At 70.9% G+C, this 14,489-nt stretch carries 14 protein-coding genes; 9 read left to right on the top strand and 5 right to left on the bottom strand.

The window, feature by feature from the left end:
• Nucleotides 1-46: 46 nt before the first annotated feature.
• Nucleotides 47-1,351, bottom strand: a complete 1,305-nt coding sequence (locus LVY72_RS11315) for an amidase (RefSeq protein WP_237820873.1) — start codon at nt 1,349-1,351, stop codon at nt 47-49.
• Between the two features lie 147 nt (nt 1,352-1,498).
• Here LVY72_RS11315 and LVY72_RS11310 point away from each other — a divergent pair, with 147 nt between their 5' ends.
• The 5 genes from LVY72_RS11310 (at nt 1,499) to LVY72_RS24670 (ending at nt 6,283) form a co-directional block, all read left to right on the top strand.
• On the top strand, nt 1,499-2,704 hold the full coding sequence (locus tag LVY72_RS11310; RefSeq protein WP_237820871.1) for an aromatic ring-hydroxylating oxygenase subunit alpha: 1,206 nt from the start codon (nt 1,499-1,501) through the stop codon (nt 2,702-2,704).
• Nucleotides 2,705-2,735: 31 nt separating this feature from the next.
• Entirely contained in the window at nt 2,736-3,647 is a 912-nt protein-coding gene (locus LVY72_RS11305; protein ID WP_237820869.1) for an NAD-dependent epimerase/dehydratase family protein, read from the top strand.
• A 22-nt stretch (nt 3,648-3,669) separates the two neighbouring features.
• Nucleotides 3,670-4,296 (top strand): hypothetical protein, encoded by a 627-nt coding sequence (locus LVY72_RS11300; protein ID WP_237820867.1) that lies wholly within the window; start codon nt 3,670-3,672, stop codon nt 4,294-4,296.
• Nucleotides 4,293-5,477 (top strand): oxamate carbamoyltransferase subunit AllG family protein, encoded by a 1,185-nt coding sequence (locus LVY72_RS11295; RefSeq protein WP_237820865.1) that lies wholly within the window; start codon nt 4,293-4,295, stop codon nt 5,475-5,477. Before LVY72_RS11300 ends, LVY72_RS11295 begins: the two co-directional genes overlap by 4 nt.
• A 128-nt stretch (nt 5,478-5,605) precedes the next feature.
• Entirely contained in the window at nt 5,606-6,283 is a 678-nt protein-coding gene (locus tag LVY72_RS24670) for a helix-turn-helix domain-containing protein (protein WP_237820863.1), read from the top strand.
• A 192-nt stretch (nt 6,284-6,475) separates the two neighbouring features.
• Here the strand turns inward: LVY72_RS24670 and LVY72_RS11285 are convergent, their stop codons facing one another.
• Nucleotides 6,476-7,141, bottom strand: coding sequence for an excalibur calcium-binding domain-containing protein (locus LVY72_RS11285; protein WP_237820861.1), 666 nt, complete (start codon nt 7,139-7,141; stop codon nt 6,476-6,478).
• 307 nt (nt 7,142-7,448) lie between these two features.
• Here LVY72_RS11285 and LVY72_RS11280 point away from each other — a divergent pair, with 307 nt between their 5' ends.
• Entirely contained in the window at nt 7,449-8,456 is a 1,008-nt protein-coding gene (locus tag LVY72_RS11280) for a class I mannose-6-phosphate isomerase (RefSeq protein ID WP_237820859.1), read from the top strand.
• Between the two features lie 153 nt (nt 8,457-8,609).
• The gene (locus LVY72_RS11275) at nt 8,610-9,005 is read left to right on the top strand and encodes a TM2 domain-containing protein (protein WP_237820857.1); all 396 of its coding nucleotides are present in this window, start codon (nt 8,610-8,612) and stop codon (nt 9,003-9,005) included.
• A gap of 789 nt (nt 9,006-9,794) precedes the next feature.
• On the opposite strand, the gene LVY72_RS11270 is transcribed toward LVY72_RS11275, so the two are convergent.
• Nucleotides 9,795-10,445, bottom strand: coding sequence for a nucleoside/nucleotide kinase family protein (locus LVY72_RS11270; protein WP_237820855.1), 651 nt, complete (start codon nt 10,443-10,445; stop codon nt 9,795-9,797).
• 124 nt (nt 10,446-10,569) lie between these two features.
• On the opposite strand from LVY72_RS11270, the gene zapE reads away from it, so the two are divergent.
• Both zapE and LVY72_RS24310 read left to right on the top strand, forming a co-directional pair.
• Nucleotides 10,570-11,622, top strand: a complete 1,053-nt coding sequence (gene zapE, locus LVY72_RS11265) for a cell division protein ZapE (protein ID WP_237820853.1) — start codon at nt 10,570-10,572, stop codon at nt 11,620-11,622.
• Between the two features lie 34 nt (nt 11,623-11,656).
• Nucleotides 11,657-12,346: a hypothetical protein gene (locus LVY72_RS24310; protein ID WP_269092422.1), complete on the top strand. Its 690-nt coding sequence runs from the start codon at nt 11,657-11,659 to the stop codon at nt 12,344-12,346.
• A gap of 15 nt (nt 12,347-12,361) precedes the next feature.
• Here the strand turns inward: LVY72_RS24310 and LVY72_RS11250 are convergent, their stop codons facing one another.
• Both LVY72_RS11250 and LVY72_RS11245 read right to left on the bottom strand, forming a co-directional pair.
• Nucleotides 12,362-13,321 carry a PDR/VanB family oxidoreductase gene (locus LVY72_RS11250; protein WP_237820849.1) on the bottom strand — a complete coding sequence of 320 codons (960 nt, stop codon included), beginning with the start codon at nt 13,319-13,321 and terminating at the stop codon, nt 12,362-12,364.
• An 11-nt stretch (nt 13,322-13,332) separates the two neighbouring features.
• Nucleotides 13,333-14,481, bottom strand: coding sequence for a histidinol-phosphate transaminase (locus tag LVY72_RS11245; protein ID WP_237820847.1), 1,149 nt, complete (start codon nt 14,479-14,481; stop codon nt 13,333-13,335).
• Nucleotides 14,482-14,489: the final 8 nt, after the last annotated feature.

The raw sequence follows: 14,489 nt of genomic DNA, 5'->3' as shown, positions 1-14,489 counted from the left end.
AGCGGCAAATCGACGGGAGTGGGGGGTGGGAGGGGCGGCTAGGTGGTTAATTGATGGGCCGCTGCTGCAGGCCGGCGGCAACGGTGAAGAGGGCGTCCTCCGCGCCGGGCAGCGACACCAGCTGGACCCCCAGCGGCATGGCCGTGTCCGGATCGGTCAGGCCGGGGACCACGAGCACGGGCAGCCCCAGCGCCTGCCACGGGCGGCTCATGACCGGGGCGCCGGTGGCGTCCAGACCCTCCGGTGCGGGTCCCTGGGCGGCGGGGGCCAGCAGTACGGTGCCGTAGGCCAGCTGTGCGCGGATCCAGGCGAGCTGCCCGGCCACGAAACCGTGCGCGGCGGCGTATCCGGCGTCGCTGACCGCGCTTCCGGCTTCGAACAGGGCCGCCAGCTGCGGGCTGATGGCCTCGGGGCGGGCGGCCTCGGCGCTGCGCAGCCGCACGGCGTCGTACGCCATGATCACCGAGTGCGCGTCCACAAGCCCGGCACCGCGCTCGTCGAAATCCAGGCGCTGCACCGGGTGGCCTAGGGCGGCCAGCTCCCGTTCGGCGCGTTCGAGCGCGGCCAGCATGGCCGGTTCGACGCCGAAGTTTCCGCCCGGGACCCAGCTGAGCACCGTCGCCGGAGCGGGGGCGGACGCCGGGCAGGCAGCCGGGAACGCGGCCGCGGCTCCGGCGCCGGCGAGCGTCCGGCGCAGGAAGTCCATGTCGGCCACCGAGACGGTCAGGAAGCCGAGCGAATCAAGCGAGCGGCTCAGCCCGGTAATGCCGTCTTCGGGATGGGTGCCGCGGGCGGTCACAAAGCCGGTCACGCCGCAGTAGGCCGCAGGCCTGGCGACCGAGGCCGCGGTCTGGGTGCCCAGTGCCAGCGGAACCATCCCGGCCGCGACGGCCGCGGCCGAACCGGAGGACGAACCGCCCGGGGTCCGGCTGGTGTCGTGCGGGTTGGCGGTGGGGCCCGGGCTGAAGTAGGCGAATTCGGTGGTGACGGTCTTGCCAAGCACGACGGCGCCGAGCCCGCGCAGCCGGGCGACGATCGCGGCGTCGGCGGCCGCCGGGGTGCCGTCCCGCAGTTGGGAGCCGCACCGGGTGGGCAGGCCCGCGACGTCGATAATGTCCTTGACCCCGATGGGGACCCCGTGCAGCGGACCACGCTCCGCGGCTGGCAGCCTGTCCAAACGTTCTGCCTCGGCCAACGACCCGTCCCTGTCGACTTCGACCCAGGCCCGGACCTCGGCGTCCACCTCCGCAATTCGGTCGAGGGCGCGGCGGACGGTCTCGACGGCCGTGGCTTCGCCGCCGATCAGGGACTGCGCAGTCTTCTCAAGTGATTGGGGTGCGATGTGGCGCATGGATTTCCCTTCGGTCCGCGGGTGCCGCCTGCCAGGTGGATTTTCTTCTATGAGAACAGCCTCTTGACATATGTTCTGTATGACAGAACACTATAGGACAACAGCAGACAACCCAAGCACTTTGACCCAGATCCCTAAGGAGAAGCCATGCACAGTCCGATCCCCGTGGAAGAATTCGACGCCAGCTGCGGCGACGTCAACGAGGTCGTCTCCCTCCCGCCGGCAGCGTTCACCACGCAGGAGTTCTACGATTTCGAGGTCGATGCAGTGTTCGGCCATGAGTGGCTCTGCATCGGCCGGGCCACCGATATCCCCAAGAAGGGCGACTATTTCACTGTCGATGCCCTGGGCGAGCAACTGCTGGTGGTCCGCCAAGCCGATGGCTCGATCCGGGTGCAGTCCAACGTCTGCCGGCACCGGGCCATGCGCCTGGCCGACGGCACCGGAAACGCCCGCCGGTTCAAGTGCGACTACCACTCGTGGGTCTACGGCCTGGATGGCGAGCTGCAGTCGGCACCGGACCTCAATGACAACCCCTGCTTCGTGAAGTCCTCGGTCAAGCTGCCCGAGATCCGCTCGGAAATCTGGGAGAACTTCGTTTTCATCACCTTTGATGCGGATATTCCGCCCCTGTCCGAGAGGCTCGGCAGCCTCTCTTCCTACCTGACCAACTGGGGCCTGTCCGATCTCAAGTCCGCCTCCCCGCTGAGCTTCTTCCCGGTGAACTGCAACTGGAAGATCTTCGGCGACGAGTGCTACCACTGCGCCCACCTGCATTCGAAGAGCTGGTGCCCGATGTACGACACGGCGTCCGAGCGCATCGACTACGACTCGCTGGCCAACGAGCCGGAAAAGGGCATCATCGCCTACGACCTGGTCAGCCTGGAGAAGGACCTCTCGCCCACCCGCACCGGCAAGAACCTGCAGCCGGTGCTGCCGGGGCTGACCGACGACCAGCGCCGCCGGCTGGTCTATGTCACCGTGGCGCCGAACCTATTGCTGATCGCCATGCCGGACAAGGTCAAGTACTTCATGTGGCTGCCGACCAGCCCGACCACCTCCGTGTTCGCGGCCACCTGGCTCTACCCGGACTCGACGCTGGAAAAGCCGGACTTTGAGGCGCAATGGAAGATGGAGGTCGAAGACCTCAAGGACGTCATGGTCGAGGACGTCTATGCCTGGGAATCGGTGCAGAAGGGCATGTTCTCCCGCAACGCCCCGCGCGGACGTTATGCCCCCAGCGAGGTCGTGCTCGTCCGGCTGAACGAATGGCTCATCGGCAAATACCGGACTGCGGACGCGAAGGCCCGCGGCATCGAAGCCGTCGCCGCTGCAGCGCCCGCTGGCGTCTGATCCGCAGGACCCCAACCAGAAGGAGGATTTGATGACCCGCAAGAAAGTTGTGGTGACGGGCGGCTCCGGCCGCGTTGGCCGCTACGTGCTCGAGGAACTCGCCAAGGCGCACGAGGTGCGCAACGCGGACCTGGCCCCCGCGTCCGAAGGCCCCAACGGCCGGCCGCCGGCAGAGGTGGAGTACGTGCCCGTCGATGTCATGGACCTCGATTCGGTGCGCTCCGCGCTCAAGGGCGCGGACGCCGTCGTGCATCTGGCGGCCATCGACTATGACTGGAAGGCCGCGCCGGAAAAGTACATCCGCGTCAACACCCTCGGCACCTGGAACGTGCTCCAGGCGGCCGAGGAGAACGGCCTGTCAAAGGTGGTGCTCTGCTCGAGCATCTCCGCCTGCGGGCTGTCCGAGATGCGCCCGGACTGGACGCCGCAGTACCTGCAGGTGGACGAGGAGCACGAACTGCGCCCCGTACAGGCCTACAGCCTGAGCAAGCAGATCATGGAGAACATGGGCCAGGCCGTCGCGCGCGGTTCGGGCATGTCGGTGATCTGCCTCCGTCCGCTGGCGGTGGTGCTGCCCGAGACGCTGGGCGAATTCACCGAGTTCATCGACAACCCGGAACTGCGCTGGCTGTTCTACTACATCGAGGCCTCCGACCTGGCCCGGGCCTTCCGCGCCGCGGTCGAAGCCGAAGGCGTCGGCTTCGACACGTTCTTCATCAGCGCCGACGACAGCTGCCACCCCGAGCCCACGCTGCAGTGGTACCCGCGCGTGGTGGGCGGGGACGTGCCGGAGCACGACGGCGCGGTCTTCGCGGCCAATCCGCGGGCCTCGATCTTCTCCTCCGCCCGCGCCAAGCAGAAGCTCGGCTGGGCCCCGACCAGCAACTTCCTTCAGCTCCGCGCCGCCAACGGGCACCCGCTGCCCGAGCCCGCCGCCAACTGACCGCCCGCGAAGAGGACAAGACATGACCCAAACCAGCACCGTGACCCTTCCCCCCGTCGTCCGCCCGGGCGCCGTCGCCTGGACGGGGGACAACCCATTCATCTACCTCAAGACCGATCCGGACGGCCAGTGGAGCTCGCTGTCGGTCTACTTCCGGATCGCCGCGTCGAAGTACGGCCCGGGCCGGGCCGCCGTCGTCGTCGAAAACCCCTACGACGCCGCCGCCGGCGGCGCCCGCGTGGTGCTGACCGACAACGAGGAACTGGCCCGGTTCCTGGTCCGCGACTTCGTTGCCAAGTTCGTCCTCTTCCGCCCGTCGCCGGTGATGGAGGAACTGGAATATGTCGGCGGCGCCGGCTTCGAGACGGTCCTCGAGGGCGACGACTGGACCGAGCTGGCGACCGCCGGGGCACGCAGCGTCACGATGACCTGGCGCGGCCTCGGGACGCCCTTCGCCGTCGACGTTCCCGGCCCCGACTCCGGTACCGGCCTGCACGAGATGTTCGCGGTCTTCCGCATTGCCGACGGTGCCGAGGTGACCGTTGACGGCCGGCGCCTCCCCGGTGCCACGATCGAGCGGGACTTCCTCAACGGCCGCGGCCAGTCCGCCGGCATGGCCATCTCCGAAACCTGGGTGGAGGACCAGTGAGCGCCAATGCCAGGGCTGCGTCCCGGATTGCCTCGGCCGAGCCGGTCTGGACGGGCATGGCGCCGCTGGCCCAGGTGCTCGCCGCCCAGGGGCGCCCGGAGCGGACCCTGCTGCATGCCGGCCCGCCGTTCAGCAGCCGGAGCGCGGTGCCGCAACCGGTGCGCAACTCCGCGGTCCAGTCCATCCTCTTCGAAGGCTGGGCGGACAGTGCGGCAGCCGCTGCGGAACTCTTCGACTCGCCGGCGGTGAATTTCGAGCCGGCCCAGGACAATGACTGCCTGGTGCCGCTGGCCGGCATCATCTCCCCGTCCATGCAGCTGCACGTGGTCACGGATCCGGCCAGCGGAGGCGTGCATTACGCCGTGCTCAACGAGGGCATGCGGCACTGCCTGCGCGTCGGCGTCCTCGAACCGGGGCTGCTGGAACACCAGCGCTGGCTGCACGGGCCGTTCGCGGGCTGGGTGGCGGAACGGCTGGCCGCGCGCGGGCCGATCCACCTGCTGCCGCTGCTGGCGCGTTCCCTGGCTGACGGCGATGACGGGCACAACCGCACGATCGCCGGCAGCGCACTGATTGCCGCCGAACTGCTCCGCGATGATTTATCCGTCTTCGGCCCGGAGGCCGGGACGTTCCTGGCCGAATGCCCGCCGTTCGCCCTGAACCTGTGGATGGCGGCTGCGGCACTGTCCCTGCGGGCGGCCGAGGGAGTGGACGGATCCGACGCCGTGACGCGCGCGGGCGGCAACGGTATCGACTTCGGGTTCCAGACCGCCGCGGAGCCCGGACGCTGGCGGACCGCCGCCGGGACGCCGCCGCGCGGTCCGATCGCCGATGAGTACCGGGGGCTGCCGGTCCTCGGTGCCATCGGGGACAGCGCCGTGGTCGATTTCTTCGGCCTGGGCGGCGCAGCGCTGCGGCACGCGCCGCTGACCCTGAAGGGGCTCGGCGGCTTCGCGCCCGAGGGTGTGCTGGACCGGCCGGGCATGCTGATGGAGGTCGAGCATCCGCGGCTGCCGATCCGGACCGGGGTCTCGGCGACACGGATCACCGAGGCCGGGGTGGCCCCGGTGGTGCTGCTCGGCATGATCGAAGGCCAGGGCCTGGAAGGCCGGATCGGCGGAGGCGCCTTCGAGCCGTCACTGGCGGCCTTCGGATATTCCCTCAGCGAACAGGCTTCGTAGCCGGAGCGCGCTGCTGACCGGTGCGGAAAGTCGCTACATGACTTCCCGCACCGGTCCATTCCGCTTTTTGCGATGGGCAGGCGTTATGGTAGAGCGAACACTACCGAACAGTACGCCGGGGAGGGAACGTGGCGGAAGCCCAGCCGAAAACTGCCGAATCGCACACTGGAACGGCTCCGGATGCCGGCCCCCAGCCGGAAGGCCATGGCGACGTCGGAGCCCGGATCCGTGCGGCCCGCACCGAGCGGGGCCTGACCCTGCGGGAGCTGGCCCGCCGCCTGGGCGTCTCGGCAGGGCACATCTCCCAGGTTGAACGCGGGCTGGTCAAGCCGTCGATCTCGCTGGTGTATTCGATTGCCGACGTTCTTTCGCTGGGTGTCGGCGAGTTGTTCAGCAACAATGCCGGACCCGGCACCCCTGACGTGGGAATCGCCCGGACCCCGGGCGAGGACCGCTACGTGACCCGGGCGGCGGAGCGGCGCAGTATCGACGTGGAGAGCGGTGTCCGCTGGGAACTGCTCACACCCACCACTCGCGAACCCGTCGACTTCCGGGAGATCGTCTACGCAGCGGGCAGCGGTTCCACCCAGCCGGGCAGCTTCGTTCGCCACAGCGGCCGTGAATACGGGCTGGTCCTCTCCGGACGCCTGCGCGTGCAACTGGAGTTCGACGAATACGAGCTCGGTCCCGGGGATAGCATTGCGTTCGAATCGGCGGTGCCGCACCGCTTCTGGAACGACGGAACGGAAACCGTCAAGGCGGTTTGGTGCACCGTGACGGCGCCCGAGGACGCGGGCACACACTAACGGCGCCGGTATTTTCGGTGTCGAGACGCAGATGAAGGGCGCGCCGGACCGGCTGCAGCGGGCGATGAACCACACCCTGGAGCGGATCGGGATCGGCGAAACGGTCAGCCGGCCGGGCCGGGCCTGAGGCAGTCCGCCGGCCGGTGCGTGTCTGGAACACCCACCGGCCGCACGACCTTCTCGGGGAGGCGGCTATTCGCAGGCGACGCCGTCGCCGTCGCGGTCCAGCTTGCTGCTGTAGCCGGCTTGTCCCGCGTAGAGCGGAGCAGCGCCGGCCGCCCGGGCCTCCGAACAGTTGGAATACCACGCCGGTGCCTGTTGCTGTGCCTGCTGGGCGGCCTCCTGCTGCGCCTGCCGGGCGGCCTCCTGCGCGGCCTTCTCGGCGGCCCGCTGCGCCGCTTCTTCCTGGGCGGCCTGTTCCGCCGCCTGCCGCGCGGCCTCGGCCCGGGCCTTATTCTCCGCCGCGGCCTTCTTCTTGGCGGCTGCTTCGCGGGCCTTCTTTTCCGCTGCCTTCTTCTTGGCAGCTTCCTCCTTGGCCTGCTTTTCGGCCGCTGCCTTCTTGGCCGCTTCTTCCTCCGCCTGCGCTGCCGCTATGGCCTCACGCTCGGCGGTGATGTCCGCATGGGCGGCGAGGGTCATCCACACCAACAGGCCGGTGTCAGTGGCGGTGCAGACGTACACCCCGGACCGGAGCAGCTTGCGCTGGTCCTCGACGTCGCAGAAGGCCAGGACCGTGCCGCTGGCACTCGGACTCGGTGAGGCGGCGGGCGAAGAGGAGGCCGCGGCGGATTCCTGTCCCTCTTCGGCTGCCGGCGCGCCGCAGCCGGTGAGCACCAGCCCCAGAGCCAGGGCCGGCACGCCCCAGGCAGCCGTCTTCGCGGCCGTGCCACGGCCCGTCCCTGCCCGGAATCGGAGCCTGCGGGCCAAGGCCAACAGCCCCTGCAGAAAATGGGCAGGACGAAACGACAGGTTGTTACGCATGATTCCCCCAACTGAAACACAAACGGCGGAGCGGCGCTCCGCGCAGGAAGTCTACACCGGCTTAACCGTTCAATCCGGCAGGCTGGCGTTTCGGGCTGGAAACACCAATTGAATGACCGGCAACCGGTGCTTTTCGGTCCGGCGTCCTGCACAATCGCAATGTCGGGAACCACGGAGGAACGCCATGATCGCCCCTGTCTATCTGGGCAGCAACCAGCCGCCGGACCGCTTTTACCGGGGCGGCGAAAAGATCCGCGCGCTGCGGGGCACAGCGGCGCCGGGCGACCGGGTGCCGGAGGATTGGATCGCGTCCACGACGACGCTGTTCGGCGAGCCGGAAACCGGCCTGAGCCGTCTGCCGGACGGCCGCCGGCTGGTCGATGCGGTCACCGCGGACCCGGGTGCCTGGCTCGGCCCGGAGCACGTCGCCGTCTGGGGTGCCGACACCAAGCTTCTGGTCAAGCTGCTGGACGCCGGCCAGCGGCTGCCGGTCCATCTCCACCCCGCGCGGCCGTTCGTGCAGGAGTACCTGGAACGCCGCCACGGCAAGGCGGAAGCCTGGTACATCCTGGACGGGGGAGAGGTCCACCTCGGCTTCAAGCGGGACGTGGACCGGGCCGAACTGGACGCGTGGGTGGCCGGCCAGGACGTGGAGGCGATGCTCGGTGCCATGCACCGGCTCGAGGTCGCACCGGGGGACAGCGTCTTCGTGCCGCCCGGGCTGCCCCATGCAATCGGGGCCGGGGTATTCATCGTCGAGGTGCAGGAGCCCGAAGACCTGTCGATCCTCCTCGAGTGGAAAGGCTTTGCCATCGACGGCGAAGCCGAGGGCCACCTGGGACTGGGGTTCGGTACCGCGCTGGTAGCAGCGGACCTGCGTGGCTGGCCGGCCGACGGGATCCGGCAACTGGTCATCCGGCAGGGTCTGGGCGCCGGCACGCTGGCGGACCTGAGCCGGAAATACTTCCGCGCCGAGCGCCTGGATGTGTCCGGATCGACGACCCTGGACGCCGGGTTCAGCGTCCTCGTGGTCGTTGACGGCGCCGGCACGCTCGAACCGGCCAACGCACCGGCATCGCCCCTGGCCAAGGGGGACACACTGGCGGTCCCGTTTACGGCCGGGAGCCTGGCGGTCACCGGCCAGCTGTCGTTGGTCTGCTGCCGGCCGCCGCTGCCGTCCGAGGGCGCCTAACGGACTGCCCGGCAACTGCCGATAGGGTAATTGGGCAGGTCTGGCCACATTCGGGGGCGGGGCGGGTCTGGAAGGACCCGGGGCCACGGCCGGGACCGCGGCCCCGGCCAGCAGGACTGTCCCAGCCATCGCTCGTACCAGGAGAGGAACACCATGTCAGACCAGCAGCAGGGGTACCCGTCGCAGCAGCCGGGCTTCCCGGCCGGGGCGCCGCAGCAGGATCTGTACCAGGCACAGCGGCAGGACCCGTACCAGCAGCAGGTCCCGCCGCCCGGCTACGCCCAGCCGTACCCGGCCTACCAGCTGCCCTCGGTCCAGAAGTCCAAGCTGGCCGCCGGCCTGCTCGGCATCTTCCTGGGCGGCCTGGGCATCCACCGGTTCTACCTGGGCCACACCACCATCGGTGTCATCCAGCTGCTGCTGACCCTGGTCCTCGGCGCCTTCACCTTCGGTCTGGTCGGCCTGTGGGGCTTTGTCGAAGGCATCATGATCCTCTGCGGGGCGCAGATGTTCCGCGTCGATGCCAAGGGCATCCCGCTGCGGGATTGAGCCGGCACCGGGGGACCGGGTCCGGCGGGCCCGGGGCCGCCGCGCTTCCGCCGCTGCCTGACTGCCGTGCCCGACGGCGCCGTCCGGAGCCCGACCGGCTGGCCGCCGGCCGGGGCCGGGCGTATACCTACACGGTATGAGGATCCCGCGGTGGTTGCTGGTCATGGCGGGTGCCGCCGCCGTCATCGCCGTCGCCGCCGCCCTGTTCGTGCTGTGGCGGATGGCCGCGGATACGGCCCTCCCGCCGGCCGGAACCTCGCTCCCGGGGCTGAAGGCGGTGGGGTCGCCGGGGAAGGTGGCCCAGGACGAGATGCTGGCCCCCGGAGAGTGCACGGTGCGGAGGGTTGACGCGGCGCGCGGGCTCTACCTGCCCGATCCGCTCTGTACGCCCGGGTCCATTGATCCGGCCGTGACCCAGGCCAACATCGGCGCCACGATCTGCCGTCCCGGCTACACCAGGCGGGTCCGTCCCCCGGCCGGCGCGATCCGCGCCTTCAAGGCCGCCAGCCTGAAGGCCTACGGCCTGCGGTCCTCGGTATCGACCGAATACGACCATCTGGTCTCGCTGGAGCTCGGAGGGGCCAACGCGGTGTCCAACCTGTGGCCCGAGCCCAACCGGAAAGGGGCTTCGGGCACCAGCAATCCGAAGGATGCTCTGGAGGACCGGCTGAGGACGGCCGTCTGCGCCGGGAAGGTGCCGCTGGCCGCCGCACAGACGGCTATTGCCCGCAACTGGGTGACAGCCGAGCAGGATCTGGGGCTGAAGCCGGGCGCGGCCGGCCCCGGAATTCAGCGGATCCGGATGATCCAGTCCGCCCGTGCCGCGGAGGCTTCGATCAGCTCGGCGTTGCGCTGGTCGCTGCCCAGCGCCCAGCGGCGTGCCTCCGCGGCGGACTTGCCGTACCGTTCGTGCCGCTCGATCAGCCGTGCGTGGCGCAGCGGCTCGTCCGGCGCGATGAACCAGGCCTCGTCCAGGCAGGCGCGCACGCGCGGCCAGGCCCCGCTGTCCTGGAGCAGGTAGTTGCCCTCGGTGATGACCAGGGGAATGTGCCCGGGGACCGGCTGCGCGGAGCCGATGGGTTCCTCGAGGTCGCGCCGGAAGTGAGGGGCGTAGATGATTTCGACGGCGTCCGGACGCTGGGCGTGGAGCCGTTCCAGCAGGGACGCGAAGCCGGCGTCGTCGAAGGTGTCAACGGCGCCCTTGCGGTCCCGCCGGCCCAGGTCCTCCAGCACAGTGTTGGCCAGGTGGTAGCCGTCCATCGGCACGAGCACGGCGCGCTCGCTGCCCAGCGCCCGGACCAGCTGTTCGGCCAGCGTGGACTTGCCCGCCCCGGGCGCTCCGACGATGCCCAGGATGCGGCGCCTGCCGGGCACGGCGAGACAGGCCGCGCGGGCGATGGCCTCGTCCAGGCCCACCTCCACCGGTTCGGTTGTTGCCACTGTGTCCCTTCGGTTTGAGGGACCGGACATGCCGCCGGTCCCGGTTCCCGCAAGCCATTCAACCAGTTCCGCGGCCCGAACGGCGCGTCGGCGGAACCTGCGGACCATCGGTGAGAATGGAGGGATGCCGCGCAGCGACCGAATCCGACTCCAGCTTGCCGAAGCCATCGCCCGGGACGCCCGGCACGCGGGGTTCGAGCTCGGCGGGCCGCAGCTGGTGGTCCGGGACCGGATGCTGCAGCTGGGAGCGGAGCTGGTTGGCCGCCGGGCAGCGCCGCCCCGGAGCCTGTATGTCTGGGGAAAGGCCGGCCGGGGCAAGTCCTGGCTGCTGGATGCCTTCTTCCGCGCGCTGCCGGTCGAGCAGAAGCGCCGCGTCCACTTCCACGGTTTCTTCGAGGCCCTGCACCGGCGCATCCACGAACACCGCACGCGGCCCGACGCCGTGAACCGGGCCGTGGACGGACTGGTCGGCGGGGCGCGGGTGCTCTGCTTCGACGAATTCCACGTGCATGACCCGGCCGATGCCGCGCTGCTGGCCCGGCTGCTGCGCCGGCTGTTCGATTCCGGCGTGGTGCTGCTGGCCAGCTCGAACTACGCCCCGTCCGCGCTGCTGCCGGACCCGATGTGGCACCATCTGTTCGAGCCCGGGATCGAGTTGATCACCCGCAACATGGACGTGCTGGAGCTGGCCGGGGAGACCGACTACCGCACGGCGGCCGGCGGCGCGGAGACGGGGTTTGCCGGCGGTGCGTGGCTCGCCGCCGGCGACGAGGCAGACCTGCCGGACGGACCGTTCCGGCGTCCGGGGGCCACCGAGGCCCGGACCCTGGCCGTGGGTTCGCGGGATTTCGCCGTGTCCGCGGTCCGGGGCAGCGAGCTGTGGATCAGCTTCGGCCAGCTGTGCCAGGCCCCGACGTCCCGGGCCGAATACCTGGCCTGGGCCCGGCGGTTCAGCCGCTGGTTCATCACGGACGTGCCGGGCTTCGCGGACGTGGGCCGCGAGGCCCGGCAGCGGTTCATCGGCGTGCTGGACATCCTCTGCGACGCGGACATCCAGGTGTTCCTGTTCTCGGACCTGGACCGGCAGGCCTTCTGCGATTCGGCGGCGGATGGCCGCCCGGATGCCTTCCGGATGGTCAGCCGGCTTCGGCTGCTGCGCGAACCCGCGCGGCGGTAGCGTGGCTGTCGGACCCGGCACCTAGGCTTGCCCGGTGAAGCTTCTGGGAAAAACCACCGCCGGCCTGGCCGCTGCGGCGGTAATGGGAGCCGCGGCCTCCGCCGCCAATGCCGCGGCGGCGCCCCGGGGGCTGCTGGCCGGACTGGCGGCGGACGCGGGAGGGCAGTGGCTGCAGGCCGCCGCGGCGGCCAGCGTGGTGCTGAACGCCGGCTGCTGCTGGGCGGCAGCGGCGGTGCTGGCGGGCCGGTTCGCGGGCACGCGCTTCGCCGGGGCGGTGGCCGGGGTGCTGGCGCTCGCGGCGGCCACGGTGGCGTACTCCGGCATGGATGCGGTACTGCGCCAGACGGCATTCCTCGGGTTCTGGCATGAGCTGCGCTTCTGGTGGGCGCCCGGCATGGTCCTGGGGCTGCTGCTGGGGGCCGTCGGCAGCCGGATCGGGCGGCCCGGCCTGACCGGCCTGCTGGCCGGGCTCACCATCCCGATCGGCGCGGCCGTGGAAGCTGCCCTGTTGCCGCACTACCCGGCCGGTTCCGCCGCCGGCGCCGCACTGGACTGGGCACGGCAGGCCATGTGGGCGGCCGCCGGGACGGCCGCCGTCGTCGTCCTCATCCGCGCCGCCGTCGTCAGCCCGCGGCCGGCGGCGGCACCGCCGGCCGCGGCCCGGATCCCGGCCGCAGGCTCCCGGGGCCGGGATCCGGTAAGGGTACCGGGCCGGCGTCGGTAGCCAACGTCCGGCGGCTCAAATGTCCAGCACCAGCCGGCGACCCCTGCAGCGCGAGACGCAGATCATCATGGTGTCCCCGGCCGCACGTTCCTCGTCCGAGAGCAGGGCATCCCGGTGGTCGATCTCGCCGGAAATGACCGGCGTCTCGCAGGTGCCGCAGATGCCTTCGCGGCAGGAATTCAGCACCGGGACGCCGGCGTCCATCAGGGCCTGCAGGATGGTGGTGTCCGCGGGGACGGTGATCTCGGTGCCGTCGGCGGTTTCGACCACGAACTCGGTGTCCTCCTTCGCCGGCGCGCCAGCGGCCTCCGGGGCGGCGGTGAACCGCTCGAAGTGGTAGCGGCCGGACCAGTCCGCGGTCAGCGTGTCCAGGGCGTTGAGCAGCGGTGCCGGCCCGCAGGCGTAGACCTGGGCGGCCGGATCGAGCCCGGCCAGCAGCGGCTGGAGCGGAAAGATGCCGGATTCGTCGTCGGCGTGGAAGCGGACCCGGTCCCCGTACCCAACCAGCTCGTCCCGGAAGGCCATCGAGGTGCGGCTGCGGCCCAGGTAGAGCAGCGTCCAGTCCGCCCCGGCGGCCTCCGCCTGCCGGACCATCGGCAGGATCGGGGTAATTCCGATGCCGCCGGCGATGAACAGGTACCGGCCGGCCGGCTCCAGGGCGAAGTTGTTCCGCGGTCCGCGCACCTGCAGCTTGGTGCCCGGCCGCAGTTCATCGTGGATCCAGGCCGAGCCGCCGCGGCCGGCGGGCTCGCGCAGCACGCCCAGGCGCCAGAAGGAGTCCTCGGGCCGGGAACAGAGCGAATACTGGCGCAGCAGCCCATTCGGCAGCAGCACGTCCACGTGCGCGCCGGGCTGCCAGCCGGGCAGGGCATCGCCCTGGGGATGCTCGAGCCGCAGGGCCAGGACCGAGTCGGAGGCCGCCTCGATTTCGGTGACTTCGACGTCGAAGAAGTCGGCGTGTGGTGCGGTTGCCATGCTGGTGCTCCTCACTCTGTCCCGGCGGCGGCCGGGCGGCGGTCAAGGTCGGGGAAGGCCAGGCCGGGGACGGCGTCGACGGCGGCGAGCACCGCCGTCGACGCTTCGCGGCCCACGATCGTCACCCGGACGCCGTCGCCGGCGAAGGCCCGCACGGAGACCGAATGGGTCAGGCAGGCGGCTTCCAGGTCGAGGGCGAGCTCGCCGGCCGGAATCCACAGGAAGTTCCCGCCGCTGGGCGGCACCGGAATGCCCCGGTGGCGCAGCTCGCCGGCCAGCCGGTCCCGTTCGGCCACGATCCCGGCCACCATCCGGGCGGTCCGGGCGGGCTCGGCCCAGGCGGCCACGGCCGCGGCCTCGGTGACCAGGCTGAGCGGGAACGGCGGGGCGGCCCGCCGGAGCATGCCCGCGATGTCTGCGGAGGCGGCCAGGTAGCCGGCGCGGAGCCCGGCCAGCCCGTAGGCCTTGGAGAAGGTCCGCAGGATCACCAGGTTGGGATGATCGGCCAGCAGCGCCGCCGCGTCGTGTTCCGGCCGGGCGAACTCCCGGTAGGCCTCGTCCAGGATGACCAGCACGTGCGGGGGGACCTGCTGCAGGAACCGCAGCAGGTCATCGTGGCGGACCACGGTGCCGGTCGGGTTGTTCGGGCTGCACACAATCACCGCGCGGGCCGCGGGGGTCAGGGCGGCGGCCATGGCCGGCAGATCGTGCCGGGCGCCGGGGGCCAGTGGGATTTCGACGGCGGTGGCGCCGGCCACGCCGGTGAGGATCGGGTAGGCCTCGTAGCTGCGCCAGGCATAGACCACTTCGTCCCCCGGACCGGTGTAAACGGTGAGCAGCAGCTGCAGCAGGGCCAGCGAGCCGGCGCCGGCCACCACCTGCCCGGCGTCGAGGCCCAGCCGGGCCGCGACCGCGGCGACCAGCTGGTCGCCGGCCAGGCTCGGGTACCGGTTGGCGCCGGCCCCGGCCGCGGTGATGGCCGCCTGCACTGCCGGCGAGGGCGGTGCCGGGGTCTCGTTCGAGGACGCGATCCAGCGCACGCGCGACTTGGCGGCGGAGCGGGAGTAGCTGGGCAGCGCGGCGATGCCGGGGCGCGGCTGCGGGGCCGTGCCGCCGGGCGGGGCCAGTGCCGGGACGGGACTGGCAGCTGGTACGTTCATCAGCTTCC

Source organism: Arthrobacter hankyongi (assembly GCF_022012395.1).
GTDB lineage: Bacteria > Actinomycetota > Actinomycetes > Actinomycetales > Micrococcaceae > Crystallibacter > Crystallibacter hankyongi.
Note: the sequence above shows the minus strand (reverse complement) of the source record. Positions and strands in the feature narration are given on the sequence as shown.

Excerpts from the sequence above, each read along its gene's own strand:
- LVY72_RS11310 (WP_237820871.1), top strand. The coding sequence starts at position 1,499 with ATGCACAGTCCGATCCCCGTGGAAGAATTCGACGCCAGCTGCGGCGAC.
- zapE (WP_237820853.1), top strand. The coding sequence starts at position 10,570 with ATGCCGCGCAGCGACCGAATCCGACTCCAGCTTGCCGAAGCCATCGCC.
- LVY72_RS11250 (WP_237820849.1), bottom strand. The coding sequence starts at position 13,321 with ATGGCAACCGCACCACACGCCGACTTCTTCGACGTCGAAGTCACCGAA.
- LVY72_RS11305 (WP_237820869.1), top strand. The coding sequence starts at position 2,736 with ATGACCCGCAAGAAAGTTGTGGTGACGGGCGGCTCCGGCCGCGTTGGC.
- LVY72_RS11315 (WP_237820873.1), bottom strand. The coding sequence starts at position 1,351 with ATGCGCCACATCGCACCCCAATCACTTGAGAAGACTGCGCAGTCCCTG.
- LVY72_RS11275 (WP_237820857.1), top strand. The coding sequence starts at position 8,610 with ATGTCAGACCAGCAGCAGGGGTACCCGTCGCAGCAGCCGGGCTTCCCG.
- LVY72_RS11280 (WP_237820859.1), top strand. The coding sequence starts at position 7,449 with ATGATCGCCCCTGTCTATCTGGGCAGCAACCAGCCGCCGGACCGCTTT.
- LVY72_RS11300 (WP_237820867.1), top strand. The coding sequence starts at position 3,670 with ATGACCCAAACCAGCACCGTGACCCTTCCCCCCGTCGTCCGCCCGGGC.
- LVY72_RS11245 (WP_237820847.1), bottom strand. The coding sequence starts at position 14,481 with ATGAACGTACCAGCTGCCAGTCCCGTCCCGGCACTGGCCCCGCCCGGC.